Origin of the sequence: Vibrio sp. B1-2 (assembly GCF_963888445.1) — a bacterium.
In the GTDB taxonomy this organism is placed as follows: Bacteria; Pseudomonadota; Gammaproteobacteria; order Enterobacterales; family Vibrionaceae; genus Vibrio; species Vibrio anguillarum.
Map to the genome: position 1 here is coordinate 72,648 of NZ_CAWPJH010000040.1, position 16,923 is coordinate 89,570.

Sequence of the window (16,923 nt, forward strand, 5' to 3'; positions counted from 1 at the left end):
GAAGCATATTTGATGCCAGTTTCTAAAAAATACACCTTTGGTATGTGATGAATGGAGAGGGTACTTATCTAATGAATGGCAACTGGTGCGTGGAATAAAATATCAGTATGAGAAAATGATGTTAATCAGATACGAAAAAGCCGCTGTAAAAACAGCGGCTTTTCTTAAAAGTGGCGGAGAGATAGGGATTTGAACCCTAGGATAGCTATTAACCATCGCCGGTTTTCAAGACCGGTGCTTTAAACCACTCAGCCATCTCTCCGTGTGGTGCGCATAATAGCGAGGCAATTTTACTTTGTAAAGTCTTGAGCTGATCGTTTGCTGGTTTTGTATACAATTGACGATAATTTCCCACTAATAGCTTGATTCTTAGCGCCTTGTTGGAGAAAAAACGTACATTAATGCGTGCTTCGTTATGGTGCATTTTTGATTTGGTTGCTGGCTTAACGGTGAATTCTTACGATGTTTGCCTGATGCTCTCTTGTAGTATCAGGCTACCGGAGTTTCATAAATGGAATGTTATTTCTTTTTTATGCTTTTATGTTCATATAATGCTTGAACCTCTGGGAATGACGGGTAACAAGCTAAAACTGGCAGGGAAATGGTACTAAACCTGAACCATAGCCAAAAGATGGCTTTCTTGACCCTGCGCAAGGTGAGGAGTAATTTGCAGCTTCCTGTGTTTAAGGCACTGCTTCCATTTCCAATCATTAAGTACAGAGTGTTTGCAGGAGTTTATCTTGCACTCACCTATGCTGATGATTGAAATCAGTCAATAAAAAGAACCATGCTAGAAGAAACGACAACCAATGACCCTCATGATGCTCAACCTGAGGGGACTGAACGCATTTATCGCCAACGTTTTGATTCCAAAATAGGGTTTCAAAATGAATACGATATTCTTGCTATTGAAGAGCCTTTACAAATCAGTTTGCAATGGAATGATACGGTTACTAACAAGCTGCATATCGAAGAGTGGAGCATGACAATGCGAACGCCCGGTGACGATGCCCATCTCATCGGTGGCTTACTTTACACGCAGCAAGTGATCGATTCATATGACCATATACTCAATATGGAATTGGTTGACGACGAATCACGCCATGGCCAGAATCACTGGTTGGTCACGCTCAATCATCCATACACTGATGTGATTCAGCATCAGGCCCGTCGTTATATGAGCCAGTCGAGCTGTGGCATTTGCGGTATGACATCCATCCGAGCCTTGAGTTTGAGGCGAGAAATTCGTGTTGATGATAGCCCGAAATGGCTCTCTTCTGATGTTGTTATTGCGCTTCCTAATCTGCTTCTTGCTCATCAACCACTGTTTGCAAAAACGGGGGCGGTGCATGGTGCGGGTTACTTCGTGAATGGCGAGTTGATTGCCGTTGCCGAAGATGTGGGCCGCCATAACGCAGTGGATAAGTTGATTGGTCGAATTTTGAGTGAGCAACGTTGGCACCCGCAAGGGGTATTGATTCTTAGCGGCCGAGTGAGTTTTGAGTTAATGCAAAAAGCGGCCATTGCTGGCATTTCAGTGGTGGTGGCTGTTGGTGCGCCATCACGTTTAGCGCTCGATATGGCGCGTCAGTTCGATATGACACTGATTGGTTTTATCAAAAAAAATCAGTTCAATATATACCATGGTCATGCACGTTTGCAGTCAGTGAAAGAGTGAGAAGAAGAATATGAGTATTAAACAATATACCGGTTCGGCTGGTGGTTGGGGAGCGCTAAAAAGCACCGCGCATCATCTATTGAAAAGTCATAATGTTGCCAAAAATATTTCCAATCTTTTAAAAACCAACCAAGACCATGGTTTTGACTGTCCGGGCTGTGCTTGGGGTGAAAAACATGTCCCAGGGCGTTTTCGTTTTTGCGAAAATGGCGCTAAGGCCGTCAACTGGGAAGCCACTTCTCGACGCGTTGGGGCGGATTTCTTTAGGCAATATTCGGTCACTTGGCTCAATAAGCAGAGCGACTATTTTCTCGAATCTCAAGGGCGTTTAGCGGAACCAATGCGCTATAACGCTCAAACGGATCACTATGAGCCAATCTGCTGGGATGAGGCGTTTGCACTGGTTGCACAACACCTCAATCAACTCGCTAGTCCAAATCAGGCGGAATTTTATACATCAGGCCGCGCGAGTAATGAAGCTGCATTTCTATACCAGTTGTTTGCGCGCCGGTTTGGTACCAATAATTTTCCTGATTGCTCAAACATGTGCCATGAAGCTACGAGCGTCGCCTTGGTTCGCTCGATTGGCATTGGTAAGGGAACTGTGACTATTGAGGATTTTGAAGAATCCGATGCGATTCTTTTATTTGGACAAAACCCAGGAACGAATCACCCTCGTATGTTGGAAACACTGGCGTCAGCCTATAAGCGTGGAGCTCGGGTTGTTGCGTTTAATAATTTAAAAGAGCGAGGATTGGAGCGTTTTACTAACCCGCAAAATCCTTTTGAAATGTTAAGCAATGGTTCAACACCGACCACTAGCCATTATTTCACTCCTAAATTAGGCGGAGACATGGCGGCGGTTCGTGGCTTAGTGAAAATTCTTCTTGCTCGTCATCAGCAAGCACAGGCCTGCGGTGAATCGATATTCGATCTTGATTTCATTGCTCAGCATACCGAAGGGATGGAGTCTTATTTAGCCATGGTGCAGGCTACGCCGTGGTCAAGTATTATTGAACAATCTGGGCTCACGCAACAAGAGCTAGAGCTGGTGGCAGATATTTACCAAGGCGCTAAACGCGTGATCGTAACTTGGGCAATGGGGGTGACTCAGCATAAGCATTCGGTGGCAACCATACAAGAGTTGGTCAATCTACAATTACTGTTTGGCCAAATTGGTAAGGATGGTTCTGGGGTATGTCCTGTCCGTGGTCACTCAAATGTGCAAGGTGACCGCACGGTTGGAATTAATGAAAAACCGCCTGAATTTCTACTCGACAATATTGAAAAAGTACTGGGCTTTACGCCACCAAAAGCGCATGGCCATAATGTAGTTAATGCTATTGAGGCGATGCTACGGGGTGAAAGTAGAGTCTTTATCGGTTTAGGAGGAAACCTTGTTGCTGCTGCGCCCGATACCGAGCGTGTCGCACAAGCAATGAAAAACTGTAATTTGACCGTAAACATTGCGACTAAACTGAATCGGAGTCATGTCAACCCGGGCAAGGATGCGTTGATCCTGCCTTGTTTAGGTCGGACAGATATTGATATTCAGGCTCAGGGGCCACAGAAAATTACCGTTGAAGATTCATTCTCCATGGTTCATGCCTCTTCTGGGCGAATTGATGTTACAGGAGAGATGATGCGCTCAGAGCCTGCCATTATCGCAGGAATGGCAAAAGCGACCTTAGGGGAGGGAAATCCAATCGATTGGCAATCCATGGCCGATAATTACGATAACATTCGAGATTTGATTGAAAAGATTATCCCAGGATTTGCCAATTTTAATCAGCGGCTCAAAGGGCCTGGCGGTTTTTATCTTGGTAATTCAGCGCGTGAATTTAATTGGAAAACACCCACAGGAAAAGCGCAGATAAGCAGCAATGCACTTCCTGAATCTATCGTTCCGCTTAAAACTCAGCAGATGACCAAGAAACCGATTTTTGTGTTGCAGACGATGCGTTCGCACGATCAGTACAACACCACGGTTTACGGTTTGGATGATCGTTACCGAGGTGTATTTGGCGAACGTAATGTCATCTTCATGAATGAAAAAGATATTGAGCAGCTGCAATTAAAAGCGGGTGAACGAGTCGATATTGAGACACTGTGGGATGATGGTATTAAACGTGAAATTTTGGGCTTCAAAGTGGTCGCCTATGTAATTCCTCAAGGGAATGTAGCGGCCTATTTCCCTGAGGCAAATGCACTCATTCCATTGAGCAGTAAAGGCGACTTTAGTGATACCCCGACATCAAAATCTATTGCCGTTGTCATTCACCCAACCAAAGTTGCACCACTGTTAGTTCAAACAGACTAAAAAATCAGATACTAAAGCAAAAAAGAGAGCCGAAGCTCTCTTTTTTTAGGTGTATGGTCGGACTGAGAGGATTTGAACCTCCGACCCCCGACACCCCATGACGGTGCGCTACCAAGCTGCGCTACAGTCCGATTGGCGTAATCTAATCATTTATCCCTTTAGCGTCAAGAGATAATCTTGCTAACGACCTGATTTAATTATCTTTGGCGTAAAATCTCTGCAATTCAGTTAAGCCTTGCATCAGTACAGGTAACGCTGGGCTAGAGTCTTTCTGACGTTGATAGTTTTCATCAAACAGCTTGAAGTTGCCAAATTTATCAATGAGAGTCGTTTGGGTATCGGTAATCAAAGCTAATTCACGGGCATCACCGGCTAAGATCCACTTCCTTTTGTTTTCATCAAACAAGTTTCTACCACTGCTAAATTCAATGGGGTTGGATGAAGCACCTAACAGATCCTGTAAAAGCGTGACTGAAAAATCTAAGTGACTTGAACGGTGTGAGTATTCCCCTGCCATTTTCCCAGGCCAATGGATGATCATCGGCACTTGTAACTGGTATCGGCTGTAATTGCTGTTAGCACCCCAGCTGTTGGTTTTTGTCTCGTTAAACTCCGCGCCATGATTTGAGGTGATCACAATCAGCGTATTGTCTTGCAATTGTAATTCGTCAATCTTAGTGAGCAGCAGACCTATTTCTTGGTCGGCTGCATTGACCGAGTTATTGTAACCAGCACGCAGGCGATCGCTGGCACTACCTTTACTTGACCGAGGGTCAAAGTCATTAAAGTTGTCAACGGTCGTCAACTCCAAATAGCTGAACCAGGGTTGTTCGGTTTGCTCGGATACCCATTTATGCCAGCGTTGTATAGTTTGGTTATCTGTGCTCGATTCTTGATCAAAAGGAGCTTTAGAGACCGTTAAAGTGCGGAAAATCGTCTCTTCATATAAGGTGTCGTCAAAATTATCGCCACTAAAGAGGCCAAACTGATAATTCTGTTTTTTCAATACATCTATCAGTATCGGAGGGGTACCTTGTGAACGAATGGCGTTGGCATAACTGCTTGGCAATCCATAAAACAAGCCAAAGATCCCAAACATGTCATTACTCGAGCTGTAATGATTATTAAACTTCAAATTTTCTGTCGCAAATTGGTAAGTGTTGGGCATGATTTCAGCTGTCAGCACATCACTTCTTAAATTATTGACACTCACTAGCAAAATATTGAGATTATTTGCTCTGCGGCCAAATTGAAGAGGCTCAAGAGGATAACGAACAATGTTAAGGTTCTCTTCATTATCCTTCAAACGCTTTAAGTACACATCACGATCAAATAGACCGTGTTTTTCCATGAACGATTTTGCCGTCATTGGATAGGAGAGCGGGAAGTTTGATTTTTGGCTGGTCACTGATGTTTCTAAATACGCATCAGACCAAACGTAAATAAGGTGGCTGGTAATAAAACTAATGAAAAATACCGCCGCGATGGGTCGGCCAACGTGTTTATGCGATAGTTTTCGCTGCTTACGCCAGACCCACTCCGAAAGCCCAAGTTGTAAGAGGAAAATGAGCGGCATGACCACAAACAGATGCTGTAAGTCGGCGGTGATAGCGCTGGTCTCATCGCTAAAAAGCAGTTCCCATACAATCGGTGTTAAGTGCAGGTTGATTGCTTGATAAGCTTGGGTATCGATTAATAAGAGTGTGAGTCCTAACGTTGCAAAACAGACCGCCACGAAGCGAAATAGTTTGCGCGACGGAATGATGAATGTCAGAGGAAATAAAACCAGCAGATAGAGTGCAAAGACCAAAAATCCAAAATGGCCGACCCAAGACACAGCTAAATAAAACTGCCCCAACAAGGTTTCAGGCCATGGTGATTGTACGATATATCGAGTACCAATAAGCATTGCTGCAATGATATTGAAGAAAGCAAACCAATGCCCCCAACCAACCAACCGTGATACGCGTTCACCGTATGTATTTTCGCTATCTGCCATGTGATTTTCTATCTATGCATTCTATTAGTGAGTAGTAGTTTCTAAAGACGACATCAATGCCTGAGCAAATTTTTCCGCAATCGCCTTACGCTGTGAAGCGGCAACGTTTTGGTTTAAGACATTCGTTGCAATGTTTCCCGCAATCATGAGAGTAAGCTCAGGGGAAGCACTATGTTTAGCGAGGATGGCAGCAACTTCTGTCAGGATATTTTCAATTCTTTCGTCGCTGTATTTAGATGTAATAGGCATAAAGACTCTAATTATGATAGTAAAAGCGGCTTATGATAACCTACAATGCCTTACAACTGAAACCAGAACGATGATAATTTCACTATGAGTCTTCACCTTTCCAACGTGATTTTGCACCAATTAAGCAAAAACGAGCAAGATGAGTTGGTGGTTAAATACCGCTCTCAATCTTTAGATAATGATACGTCTGCCGAAAATTTAGTGGCTGAGTTGCATCGCGTGTTTAATTCGAAAGCGAGCAAAGGTTTTGGTTCGTTTAAGTCGGACAGTGATTTTCAAACTTGGTTGCAAGAACTTCGTCAAGGTGAGCGTGATTTTTACGATTTTTCACAAATCAGTGCTCAACGGCTGAAAGATGAATTATCAAAGTATCCGTTTGCTGATGAAGGGATCTTAGTGATGGCCGAATATCAGTCACTGGCTACCGATTACCTATTTATTGGGCTTTTACCTCTCAACCAAAGTTTGAAAGTAACAGAGGGGCTCGACATTAGCGCGACAGATTATCTTGATATCAACAAAATGGATATCGCAGCGCGTCTTGACCTCTCAAGTTTTGAAACGGACAAAAACTCAAACCGTTACCTTGCCTATATCAAAGGTCGCGTTGGTCGAAAAGTGTCGGATTTCTTTCTTGATTTTCTGCAAGCCGATGTCGGGTTAGATACCAAAGTGCAAAATCAAGTACTGATGCAAGCGGTACAGGATTTTTGCACGGATTCTAAGCTAGAAAAAGATGAAGCGATCGGTTACAAGAAGCAGGTTTACGATTACTGCAATGAGCAAATTAAAGCCGGTGAAGAGGTTCATATTCGTGAGTTGTCTGGTGAATTACCTGCTAGCCAAGACGGCACGGGTTTTTTCGAATATACTCAGGCACATGGCTATGAACTGGAAGAGAGCTTTCCTGGTGATCGTTCTACCGTGCGTAAACTAACCAAGTTTGTCGGTGCAGGGGGCGGTTTGAATGTGAGCTTTGATAGCTTGTTATTGGGAGAGCGTATCTTTTATGATCCTGAAAGCGACACGTTAACCATCAAAGGCACGCCACCGAATTTAAGAGAACAGTTAACGCGTCAGCGTTAATCGTTTACCACTAAGAGAGCTTGATATGGCTCTCTTTTTTGTCTTTTCTCCCGATGTACAACTCAGCACGGTCCAAACTTTAGGTTTATGCTTGTATTAATTACAAGTACAAATTGGTAATCACAGTGTTTGGGCAAAAGAAATCAAAACGATTCAGCATGAGATCGTATGGAGTGATTCTGTTTGGTTGGTTAATCTCCGTTGGTCTTGTGTTTTGGCAAAGCCATTTAAGCTACCAAGCCATGCATGCGGTGAAAGAGTTACATTACAGTGTTGAAGAACTTAAAAGTTCACTCTATTTTAAAGAGCCTTATCGTTCGACGCGAGCGAATGATATCGCGCTGAATGTGCAGCTACTCTATTCACTTAGGCTACAGCTGGAAGTTGAGCACCGAGATTTTTCATGGCGACCAGATATTCAGCAATTGCTCCATGTGACTGATCGCTATATCACACTGACCAAATCGTATTTGTCGATTGAGCTTAACATTCAACCCTTGGTTGAACGCCTACAAGTGCTGCGCGACAATCCCACTAATTCAGAACAACTCAAGCAAATGTATGTGGTGTTAGGCGCTTATGTATTTGAAGCGATGTTCAGTGACACTGAGCAAAATCCGGGCATCTATCGAGCATTAGATAAACTCTATGTGGATGGGCAATCTTTACCAGCCATTCAGAAAAAAGAGTTAGAGCAGACATTAGCACAAGCGTCTGATTTACTGAATCAATACGCCCAAGGTGCACGTTTGGTCGACAATTTAATCAATCATTCTATTTACAATCAGCTTATCCATGTTGAAAACCAATACCATCGTCTTTTAAACATCTATGCTTATCTTGTCACGGGGTTAAGTGGTGGTGTTATGCTATTGCTGGGTTGGTTGATGTTTCGGTCATCAGTTTTAACTCGTTCTCATGTTAATAAAGTTCCCAGTGCTGCGAAAGAGGATGCGTCATCTGAGATAAATCCCAGTCGTGTTTTGTCTACAGAAGAACCACAGGTGGAAACATCGGATCTTTCTGATGATTTGGCCATCGATATTGAATCCATGCTCATAACTCTCAATGGCGATGTTGAGTCTGTCACTCTACTGTTGAGCGTATTTATACAAGATCATCAGCATGATGCCACTGAATTGAAAAGATTGGTGCATTCTGATTTGGAGGCTGCTCAACGCCGAGCACATAGCCTGAAAGGCGTCGCGGGCAATCTTGGTTGCCGTTCTCTCAAGCAGATAGCGTCAGAAATAGAGCTGCGACTTAGTCAGAAGCAACGACCTACGGAGAGTCAACTGGGGTTATTAACGACGCAATTAGCGGCCGCTATAGCCAGTGCGCAACACTACCTTGATCAAAGAAAACGATAAGCCAGTTCTATCGTGTCAGCTTTAAATGGTGATTCTGCTTGTAGTAAAAAAGAGCTCAGTTGAGCTCTTTTTTAATGGTTTTTTAGTTCAATGACTTTTGCAATACTCTGCTAGGCTGACTGTTGGTTGAGAACCGGTGCTTGTTCAGCACTATCTGCTGGTGCAGTAGGTTCACATTTATCAACAAACCAACCCATGTAAGAGGTAAAAATGGTCACCAAAATACAGACAAAGCTTAGCCACATAAAGGGGGCATATGAGAGCGTTGCAACGCCTAGAATGCTCGCCATGTAGATGCCATTATCGCTCCATGGCACCATACCGGAGGTGAGTGTGCCACCAAATTCAGCGTTACGTGATAGGTTCTTACGCTGATAGCCTAAACGATCATAGTTCTTGGCACAGATTTTAGGGGTCAGGATGAGTGAAACATACATAGCTGAGCCAAAAACGTTGCCCATAAATGCAGTACCAATGGTACTGGTTGCCAGTGAACCTGCGCTTGTCACGCGGCGCTCAAACAGTTTTGCGATGGTTTCAAGCACACCCACTTTATCTAGCAATCCACCAAACCCGAGACCAAAGACAATCACGGCAACAGAACCAAGCATAGAGGACATGCCGCCTCGGTTTAAGATTGAGTCAATGAAGCCAACGCCAGATTCAATATTGTAAGGTGCCCATGCGGTATTGAAAGCTTGCAAGAAGTCTACGTCTTGGATCATCACAGCCCAAATGATGCCCAGCAAAGAACCAAAGCTAATTACAGGAAACGAAGGCATTCTCATCGCAAGCAAGCCAAGTACAATCAGCACTGGCACAAAAGAGTATGGGGTAATGTAAAACTGCTGTTCCATCGCCTCAATCACGCTTTGTACTTGAGACATGTCTACGTTACCCGCATAGTGGAAACCAAATAAGGTAAACATGATACCCGTGATCACGTAGCTGATAAGCGCTATCGGCAGCATACCTTTAATGTGCTCCATCACTTCAACGTTAGACATCGAAGACGCAAGAATAACGGAATCAGATAATGGCGACATTTTGTCACCAAAGTAACAACCTGAAAGTACTGCGCCAGCGGTGATTGGTGCTGGAACGCCAAGACCCTGACCAATCCCCATCATGGCAATCCCCGCGGTACCAGCTGCACCCCATGAGGTTCCAGTTGCTAAAGCGGTGAGAGAACAGATGATCATCGTTGCAAGAAGGAAAATAGAAGGATGGATTGCTTGAAGACCGTAGTAAATGATGGTCGGCACGATCCCGCCGGAGATCCAAGTACCAACTAATGCGCCAACAGCTAAAAGTATCAACACGGCACCTAAACCATTAGAAATACCATTCAGTGCTGCTTTTTCTAATTCTTTATATTGGTGACCTAAACGAACACCGAGCACAATAATGATGAACCAGCCAATGTATAAGGCCAGTTGGATAGGGAGATCGAGTTGAGCTGTAAACGAAAACGCGAGTAACAAAAACAAGCCTAGAGCAATAATTACTTGAATTAAGCTAGGTAGGCGTTGAGGGGCTTGCGTCATAAAAGAGCCTCTTGTCAGATTTATGATCTAAGGACAGAACGGTGCCCTTATTGAGTTCGATCGCACTTTACAATAGTTAGCATAATATATCGACATCAAACACCTCGGATGTGATTTATGTCGTTCAAGTGGTTAATCTTCGATGTTAAATGTTGATAATAGTTAAATTTAATGGTTATAAATGTTTTGTAGTGTGGGCTTTTTGTGTAACAAGAACGTGATTATTTAGCGTTTCGTTGATTATTGAATGCTGAATCATAGTGCGGTTGAGTGATTTTTAGGCTTAAATGTGTTTTTTACAAAACTGGCTACGCAGAAAGAAAAAGTTACCACTTTTACTAAGAAAGTCTTGAGATTTTATGCTGAACCACTTATAGATGAAGCAATAAATTTTCATTTTAGATACATGGAGAGTGAGCGCGATGAGAGTAGGTTTAGTGGGTTGGCGTGGTATGGTCGGTTCTGTACTGATGCAGCGTATGGTTGAAGAAAATGACTTTGACTTGATCGAACCGGTTTTCTTTAGCACATCTCAAATTGGTATTCCTGCCCCAACGGTGCCTTCTAAGAAAGGCAATCATCATACAGGGTTACTGCAAGATGCTTACGATATTGATAGCCTCAAACAATTAGATGCCATCATCACCTGTCAAGGTGGTAGCTACACTGAAAAAGTGTACCCAGCGCTGCGTCAAGCGGGTTGGAAAGGTTACTGGATTGATGCCGCATCTACTTTACGGATGGATAAACAATCAATCATCACTTTAGATCCGGTCAACTTGACACAAATTCAGCACGGCATCCATTCAGGAACCAATACCTTTGTGGGCGGTAACTGCACAGTCAGTTTAATGCTTATGGCATTAGGCGGCCTTTATGAGAAAGGTTTGGTCGAGTGGATGAGCGCAATGACCTACCAAGCAGCTTCGGGTGCTGGCGCTCAAAATATGCGCGAGTTGATCTCGCAAATGGGAGTAATTAACGATGCGGTGAGCTCTGAATTGGCTAATCCATCGAGCTCAATTCTTGATATTGACAGAAAAGTGGCTGAAACCATGCGATCACCTTCTTTTCCTACCGAGCAGTTTGGTGCACCACTAGCGGGTTCATTAATCCCTTGGATTGACGTCAAACGCGACAATGGTCAAAGCAAAGAAGAGTGGAAAGCGGGCGTTGAAGCTAATAAAATTCTGGGGCTTCAATCGTCACCGATTCCGATTGATGGAACCTGTGTTCGTATTGGCGCAATGCGCTGCCACTCACAAGCATTAACCATCAAGCTGAAGAAAAATGTTCCGCTTGATGAAATCGAAGAGATGATCGCTACGCACAATGATTGGGTGAAAGTTATTCCAAACGAGCGCGATATTACCGCACGTGAATTGAGCCCTGCCAAAGTCACTGGCACCTTGTCAGTTCCCGTAGGACGTTTGCGTAAAATGTCTATGGGTGATGATTTCTTAAATGCGTTTACGGTGGGTGACCAATTATTGTGGGGAGCTGCTGAGCCGCTTCGCCGTACTTTGCGGATCATTCTGGCTGAAAAACAGTAAAGATGGATCTCGGTTTAAAACTACCTGAGTAAAAATACAAAAGGGGCGCTTTATGCAAAGCGCCCCTTTTTTTATGCTTTTTATCTGTAGTAACAGTGATGATGTTAACGCGGTTATGCAAGGCCAGGAAATAAATTTCTGAGCCCATTGGCAATAAACTCAATACCGAGTGCGCCTAGTATTAAACCCATGATCCGCGTAATCACGTTGATACCCGTTTGACCTAAGAAGCGGACAATATAGGGGGCTGAGCGAAACAGCAGCCAAGAGCTTAAACTAAATAACACCACAGTGATTATAATGCCCACGGTATCGAACATGCTTGGGTAGCGAGAGCCATACACTATGGTTGAACTGATGGCACCCGGTCCTGCCATTAAAGGCATGGCGAGTGGCACAACCCCAATTTGTTCACGGCTAATGTATTCAGATTTCTCTTGTTTGTTTTGTTTATCTTCACCCAATTTACCGCTCATCATCGAAAACGCGATGCTCAGCAGCAATAGGCCACCAGCTACTCGAAACGAATCTAAAGAGATACTAAACATATCCAGTAACATCTGCCCAGCAAGCAGTGCGGTAATCAAAATTATTGCCACAGCAATATTCGCTGTAGCCGCCGTTTTGTGTTTCTCTTCTTGCGTCATATGCCCAGTGAGAGAGACAAATATTGGCATAATCCCCACGGGGTTCACAGCGGCTACAAGGCCTAAGAAAAACTGCAGGAAAATGGCTAACTCAAAGGTTTGCATGGCATTTATCTCTAATGGATCATTTCGATGAAATATTACGTGGCTAATGTAAGCGAAAGCAAAGGATAGCACGAATGAAAAAAACTAAAGCGATTGGGGTTTTATTGCTGAGAAAAACTAATTCAATGAAGAAAACGTTTTACAATTGTTTTTCTAATGTATGTGAGTGGTGTTGTTTTTTGCTCAACTGTTAACATCTGCACATTTTTAATAAAATTAGTGCTCCTAGCTGGTGGTAAAAGTGAGAGTCGATATACTCTCAGTAGCACGTAAAATGAGGTGTGTTCATTCATCTATCGCTCAAAAATGAAACTTTTTTACAGATTGTTGTAGTTTTTATAGTTTTCGTTGTTTAAGCAAATGTTTTTTATTCATTTAATTATCTATATGTTTTTTGTTTGTTTTCAGTGTCTTGTAGGCGATTTTGTAGGGTGGTTACCCCTAATTGGGTAATTAGTTTTTGAGAACTGATCTGAGTCAATTTTTTTCACACTCTGAAATATTATACTCAGTCCTGAAAGCAATTTACTAAGTCTGTCATTGTTTAAGCTGTTGAGAAAAAACAAAAACACAAAGCTGCAAACTTAATAAAGAGTTTTTAACATTTTTCTATTTTTAGGAGATCCATTATGCCTGTAACTAATTTAGCTGAACTTGATGCTCTAGTAGCGCGCGTTAAAGCGGCTCAAGCAGAATTCTCTACTTACTCTCAAGAGCAAGTAGATAAAATTTTCCGCGCAGCATCATTAGCAGCTAACCAAGCTCGTATCCCTCTAGCGCAACAAGCGGTAGCGGAATCAGGCATGGGTATTGTTGAGGATAAAGTAATCAAGAACCACTTTGCGTCTGAGTTCATCTACAACAAATACAAAGACGAAAAAACGTGTGGTATTCTTGAAGAAGATAAAAACCTAGGCACGATGACTATCGCTGAGCCTGTAGGCATCATCTGCGGTATCGTTCCAACCACTAACCCTACTTCTACTGCAATCTTCAAATCTCTCATCTCTTTGAAGACTCGTAACGGTATCATCTTCTCGCCACACCCACGTGCGAAAAATTCAACTAACGATGCAGCTAAACTCGTGTTAGATGCCGCAGTTGCAGCTGGCGCGCCAAAAGATATCATCGGCTGGATTGATCAACCTTCAGTTGAGCTATCTAACGCGCTAATGAAGCACGAAGGTATTGCACTTATCCTTGCAACAGGTGGTCCTGGCATGGTGAAAGCGGCTTACTCGTCAGGTAAACCAGCAATCGGTGTAGGTGCAGGTAACGTTCCAGTTGTAATCGACGAAACGGCAGACATCAAACGTGCAGTTGCTTCTGTTCTTATGTCTAAAACATTCGATAACGGTGTGGTATGTGCTTCTGAGCAAGCGGTTATCGTTATGGACGAAGTGTATGACGAAGTAAAAGAACGTTTTGCGAGCCATAAAGCGCATGTTTTAAGTAAAGCAGACGCAGACAAAGTACGTAAGGTACTGCTTATCGATGGCGCACTAAACGCGAAAATCGTAGGCCAACCAGCAACAGCCATCGCTGAAATGGCGGGCGTTAAAGTTCCAGCAGATACTAAAATCCTTGTCGGTGAAGGTATTGGCGAAGTTTCTTATGACGATGAATTCGCACATGAAAAACTTTCTCCAACACTTGGCATGTTCCGCGCGACTTCTTTCGAGAACGCGGTAGAACAAGCAGTAAGAATGGTAGAAATCGGCGGTATCGGCCACACTTCTGGTCTATACACTAACCAAGACGTTAATGCAGACCGTATCCGTTACTTTGGTGACAAAATGAAGACGGCGCGTATTCTTGTAAACATCCCAACCACTCATGGTGGTATCGGTGACCTTTACAACTTTAACGTTGCACCATCTCTAACGCTAGGTTGTGGTTCTTGGGGTGGTAACTCGATTTCTGAGAACGTAGGTCCTAAGCACCTAATCAACAAGAAAACTGTTGCGAAGCGAGCTGAAAACATGTTGTGGCATAAACTACCTAAGTCAATTTACTTCCGTCGTGGTAGCCTTCCAATCGCTATGAGCGATCTTGAAGGCAAAAAACGCGCATTCCTAGTTACTGACCGTTTCCTATTCAACAACGGTTATGCAGACGACGTAGTGACTCTGCTGAAGTCAAACGGTATGGAAGTTCAAACATTCTTTGATGTAGAAGCTGATCCAACTCTATCTGTCGTGGAGAAAGGCGCTGAAGCAATGAAGAGTTTCCAACCAGACGTGATTCTAGCACTTGGTGGTGGTTCACCAATGGATGCGGCGAAGATCATGTGGGTTATGTATGAGCACCCAGAAACTCACTTTGAAGAGCTTGCAATGCGCTTTATGGATATCCGTAAACGTATCTACAAGTTCCCTAAAATGGGTCAAAAAGCAGAATTGGTTTGTATCACGACTACTTCAGGTACAGGTTCAGAAGTCACACCATTTGCCGTTGTAACAGACGACAAAACAGGTGCTAAATACCCACTAGCGGATTATGAGCTAACACCTAACATGGCTATCGTTGATGCGAACCTTGTGATGAATATGCCTAAGTCTCTAACGGCATTTGGTGGTTACGATGCTGTGACTCACGCTCTTGAAGCCTATGTATCTGTTCTTGCGAACGAATACTCTGATGGTCAAGCTCTACAAGCACTTAAGATGCTGAAAGAGTACCTACCATCAAGCTACAAAAATGGCGCAGCAGACCCAATTGCTCGTGAAAAAGTGCACAATGCAGCGACTATCGCAGGTATTGCTTTTGCTAACGCGTTCTTAGGTGTATGTCACTCTATGGCGCACAAGATCGGTGCTGAGTTCCACATCCCGCACGGCCTTGCTAACGCATTGCTTATCTCTAACGTTGTGCGCTATAACGCGAATGATAACCCAACCAAACAAACTGCGTTCTCTCAATACGACCGTCCACAAGCACGCCGTCGTTACGCTGAAGTGGCTGACCACTTAGGCTTGAGCCAAGCGGGCGACCGTACTGCTCAGAAGATTGAACGTCTACTGACTTGGTTGGAAGAGCTGAAGAAAGATCTCGACATCCCGCTATCTATCCAAGCGGCTGGCGTGAATGAAGCGGATTTCCTCGCAAAAGTTGACGTGCTATCAGTTGAAGCGTTTGATGACCAATGTACTGGTGCAAACCCACGCTACCCACTGATTTCTGAGCTAAAAGAAGTACTTCTTGCGGCTTACTATGGTACAGCGTTTGTTGAAGGTGAAACTTTCGAAGGCACTACCGTTATCAAGAAGAAAGATGACCAAAAACCAGCAAAGAAAAAGTAAGCTGAGTTATTGAGAGATTTTCGCTAGCACGAAACAATCTCTACCGGGAAAAGATAAAGCCTCACCGTCTGGTGAGGCTTTTTTTGTATCGAGTAACTTCATCATCAAAGCGTGGATGGGTATCTATCCCCACATGACTAAGATAGCGGCAATTGCGACTAGAACAAGCCCCAGCCCATCTTTAATTTTCACCGATTGTTTTAGCCAAAAAATAGAAATTAACATCGTAAAAAAGATCTCAATTTGGCCTAAAGTTTTTACATAAGGTACGGTTTGAAGAGACATTGCACTGAACCAACCAATAGAACCAAGACAGCTACTTGTGCTGGTTAATAGCGTTAGCTTAGGTCTTACCCATAATTGTTTTAATGAGTTGTTGTCGGTCACCATTAGGTAAATTAGCAGTAATAAAGTCTGCAGTGAAATGACCAACAATAATACCCAAGCAGCACTGTGTGGAAAGGGTAAGCCAAGTGCTAAGCTGGCTTCACGTACCCACAATGAAGTGAGTGCAAAGGCACTACCACAACTTAATCCCAGTAAAACAGTTGGCATTGAAAGCTGCTTAATATTGCCGTGCGTGCTCATCAAAAATACACCAATGCCACCAACGATGACGCCAATCCAGCCCAAGCCTGTCAAATGAGTCCCAAAAAAAATCATTCCTAAAATAGCGGCAACTAAGGCTTCGCTTTTGGCTAGCCCAGCACCTACGGCATAGTTATTTAATTTAAAAAGCTTAACCATGAGCGCAGTCGCGACGATTTGCATCAATGACGCGCCGATAATGAAAGCGATAAAGGTCAATGACAATGTAGGTAATTTCGCGGGTATGAAATGATACAAAGTGATGAGATAGAGAGCCGCGATAGGGCCAGCCCAAAGAAAGCGGGCAAGGGTAACACCAGTAGTACTGACCTCAGTTGCTAAGCGACTTTGGAATGCATTGCGCCAAGATTGCATGAACGCGGCCAGAAGGGTGAATAAGATCCAAGTCATAGAAGTCCATTTTGAGTGACAAGAAAGAGGCCATGCTATGAGATGCAGAGATATTGGGCAAGCGGAAT

At 43.6% G+C, this 16,923-nt stretch carries 11 protein-coding genes and 2 tRNA genes; 6 read left to right on the plus strand and 7 right to left on the minus strand.

Annotated features, from left to right (window positions below; all coding sequences use genetic code 11):
- Positions 1–171: 171 nt before the first annotated feature.
- A tRNA-Ser gene (locus AACQ75_RS11925) sits at positions 172–262 on the minus strand.
- A gap of 525 nt (positions 263–787) precedes the next feature.
- Between AACQ75_RS11925 and AACQ75_RS11930 the strand changes: the two genes are divergently transcribed.
- Both AACQ75_RS11930 and AACQ75_RS11935 read left to right on the plus strand, forming a co-directional pair.
- Positions 788–1,678, plus strand: a complete 891-nt coding sequence (locus AACQ75_RS11930) for a formate dehydrogenase accessory sulfurtransferase FdhD (protein WP_047687838.1) — start codon at positions 788–790, stop codon at positions 1,676–1,678.
- A 10-nt stretch (positions 1,679–1,688) separates the two neighbouring features.
- A complete protein-coding gene (locus AACQ75_RS11935; RefSeq protein WP_170888707.1) occupies positions 1,689–3,998 on the plus strand; it encodes an FdhF/YdeP family oxidoreductase in 2,310 nt (769 codons plus the stop codon).
- 54 nt (positions 3,999–4,052) lie between these two features.
- Here AACQ75_RS11935 and AACQ75_RS11940 read toward each other — a convergent pair.
- The 3 genes from AACQ75_RS11940 to AACQ75_RS11950 form a co-directional block, all read right to left on the minus strand.
- Positions 4,053–4,129: transfer RNA gene (locus AACQ75_RS11940), tRNA-Pro, on the minus strand.
- 62 nt (positions 4,130–4,191) lie between these two features.
- The gene (locus AACQ75_RS11945; RefSeq protein WP_017049110.1) at positions 4,192–5,997 is read right to left on the minus strand and encodes a DUF3413 domain-containing protein; all 1,806 of its coding nucleotides are present in this window, start codon (positions 5,995–5,997) and stop codon (positions 4,192–4,194) included.
- 24 nt (positions 5,998–6,021) lie between these two features.
- Positions 6,022–6,246 carry a YejL family protein gene (locus AACQ75_RS11950; RefSeq protein WP_013856392.1) on the minus strand — a complete coding sequence of 75 codons (225 nt, stop codon included), beginning with the start codon at positions 6,244–6,246 and terminating at the stop codon, positions 6,022–6,024.
- An 84-nt stretch (positions 6,247–6,330) separates the two neighbouring features.
- On the opposite strand from AACQ75_RS11950, the gene yejK reads away from it, so the two are divergent.
- Positions 6,331–7,332: a nucleoid-associated protein YejK gene (yejK, locus tag AACQ75_RS11955; protein ID WP_017042553.1), complete on the plus strand. Its 1,002-nt coding sequence runs from the start codon at positions 6,331–6,333 to the stop codon at positions 7,330–7,332.
- 173 nt (positions 7,333–7,505) lie between these two features.
- Positions 7,506–8,702, plus strand: a complete 1,197-nt coding sequence (locus AACQ75_RS11960) for an Hpt domain-containing protein (RefSeq protein ID WP_020977731.1) — start codon at positions 7,506–7,508, stop codon at positions 8,700–8,702.
- A gap of 110 nt (positions 8,703–8,812) precedes the next feature.
- Here the strand turns inward: AACQ75_RS11960 and nhaC are convergent, their stop codons facing one another.
- Entirely contained in the window at positions 8,813–10,249 is a 1,437-nt protein-coding gene (nhaC, locus tag AACQ75_RS11965) for a Na+/H+ antiporter NhaC (RefSeq protein WP_017048541.1), read from the minus strand.
- Positions 10,250–10,671: 422 nt separating this feature from the next.
- Here nhaC and asd point away from each other — a divergent pair, with 422 nt between their 5' ends.
- Positions 10,672–11,802: an aspartate-semialdehyde dehydrogenase gene (gene asd / locus AACQ75_RS11970; RefSeq protein ID WP_026028273.1), complete on the plus strand. Its 1,131-nt coding sequence runs from the start codon at positions 10,672–10,674 to the stop codon at positions 11,800–11,802.
- 113 nt (positions 11,803–11,915) lie between these two features.
- Here asd and AACQ75_RS11975 read toward each other — a convergent pair whose 3' ends face one another.
- Entirely contained in the window at positions 11,916–12,554 is a 639-nt protein-coding gene (locus tag AACQ75_RS11975; RefSeq protein WP_010318853.1) for a YchE family NAAT transporter, read from the minus strand.
- Between the two features lie 629 nt (positions 12,555–13,183).
- On the opposite strand from AACQ75_RS11975, the gene adhE reads away from it, so the two are divergent.
- A complete protein-coding gene (gene adhE / locus AACQ75_RS11980) occupies positions 13,184–15,856 on the plus strand; it encodes a bifunctional acetaldehyde-CoA/alcohol dehydrogenase (RefSeq protein WP_013856398.1) in 2,673 nt (890 codons plus the stop codon).
- Between the two features lie 123 nt (positions 15,857–15,979).
- On the opposite strand, the gene AACQ75_RS11985 is transcribed toward adhE, so the two are convergent.
- A complete protein-coding gene (locus AACQ75_RS11985; protein ID WP_094147847.1) occupies positions 15,980–16,855 on the minus strand; it encodes a DMT family transporter in 876 nt (291 codons plus the stop codon).
- Between the last annotated feature and the right edge of the window lie 68 nt (positions 16,856–16,923).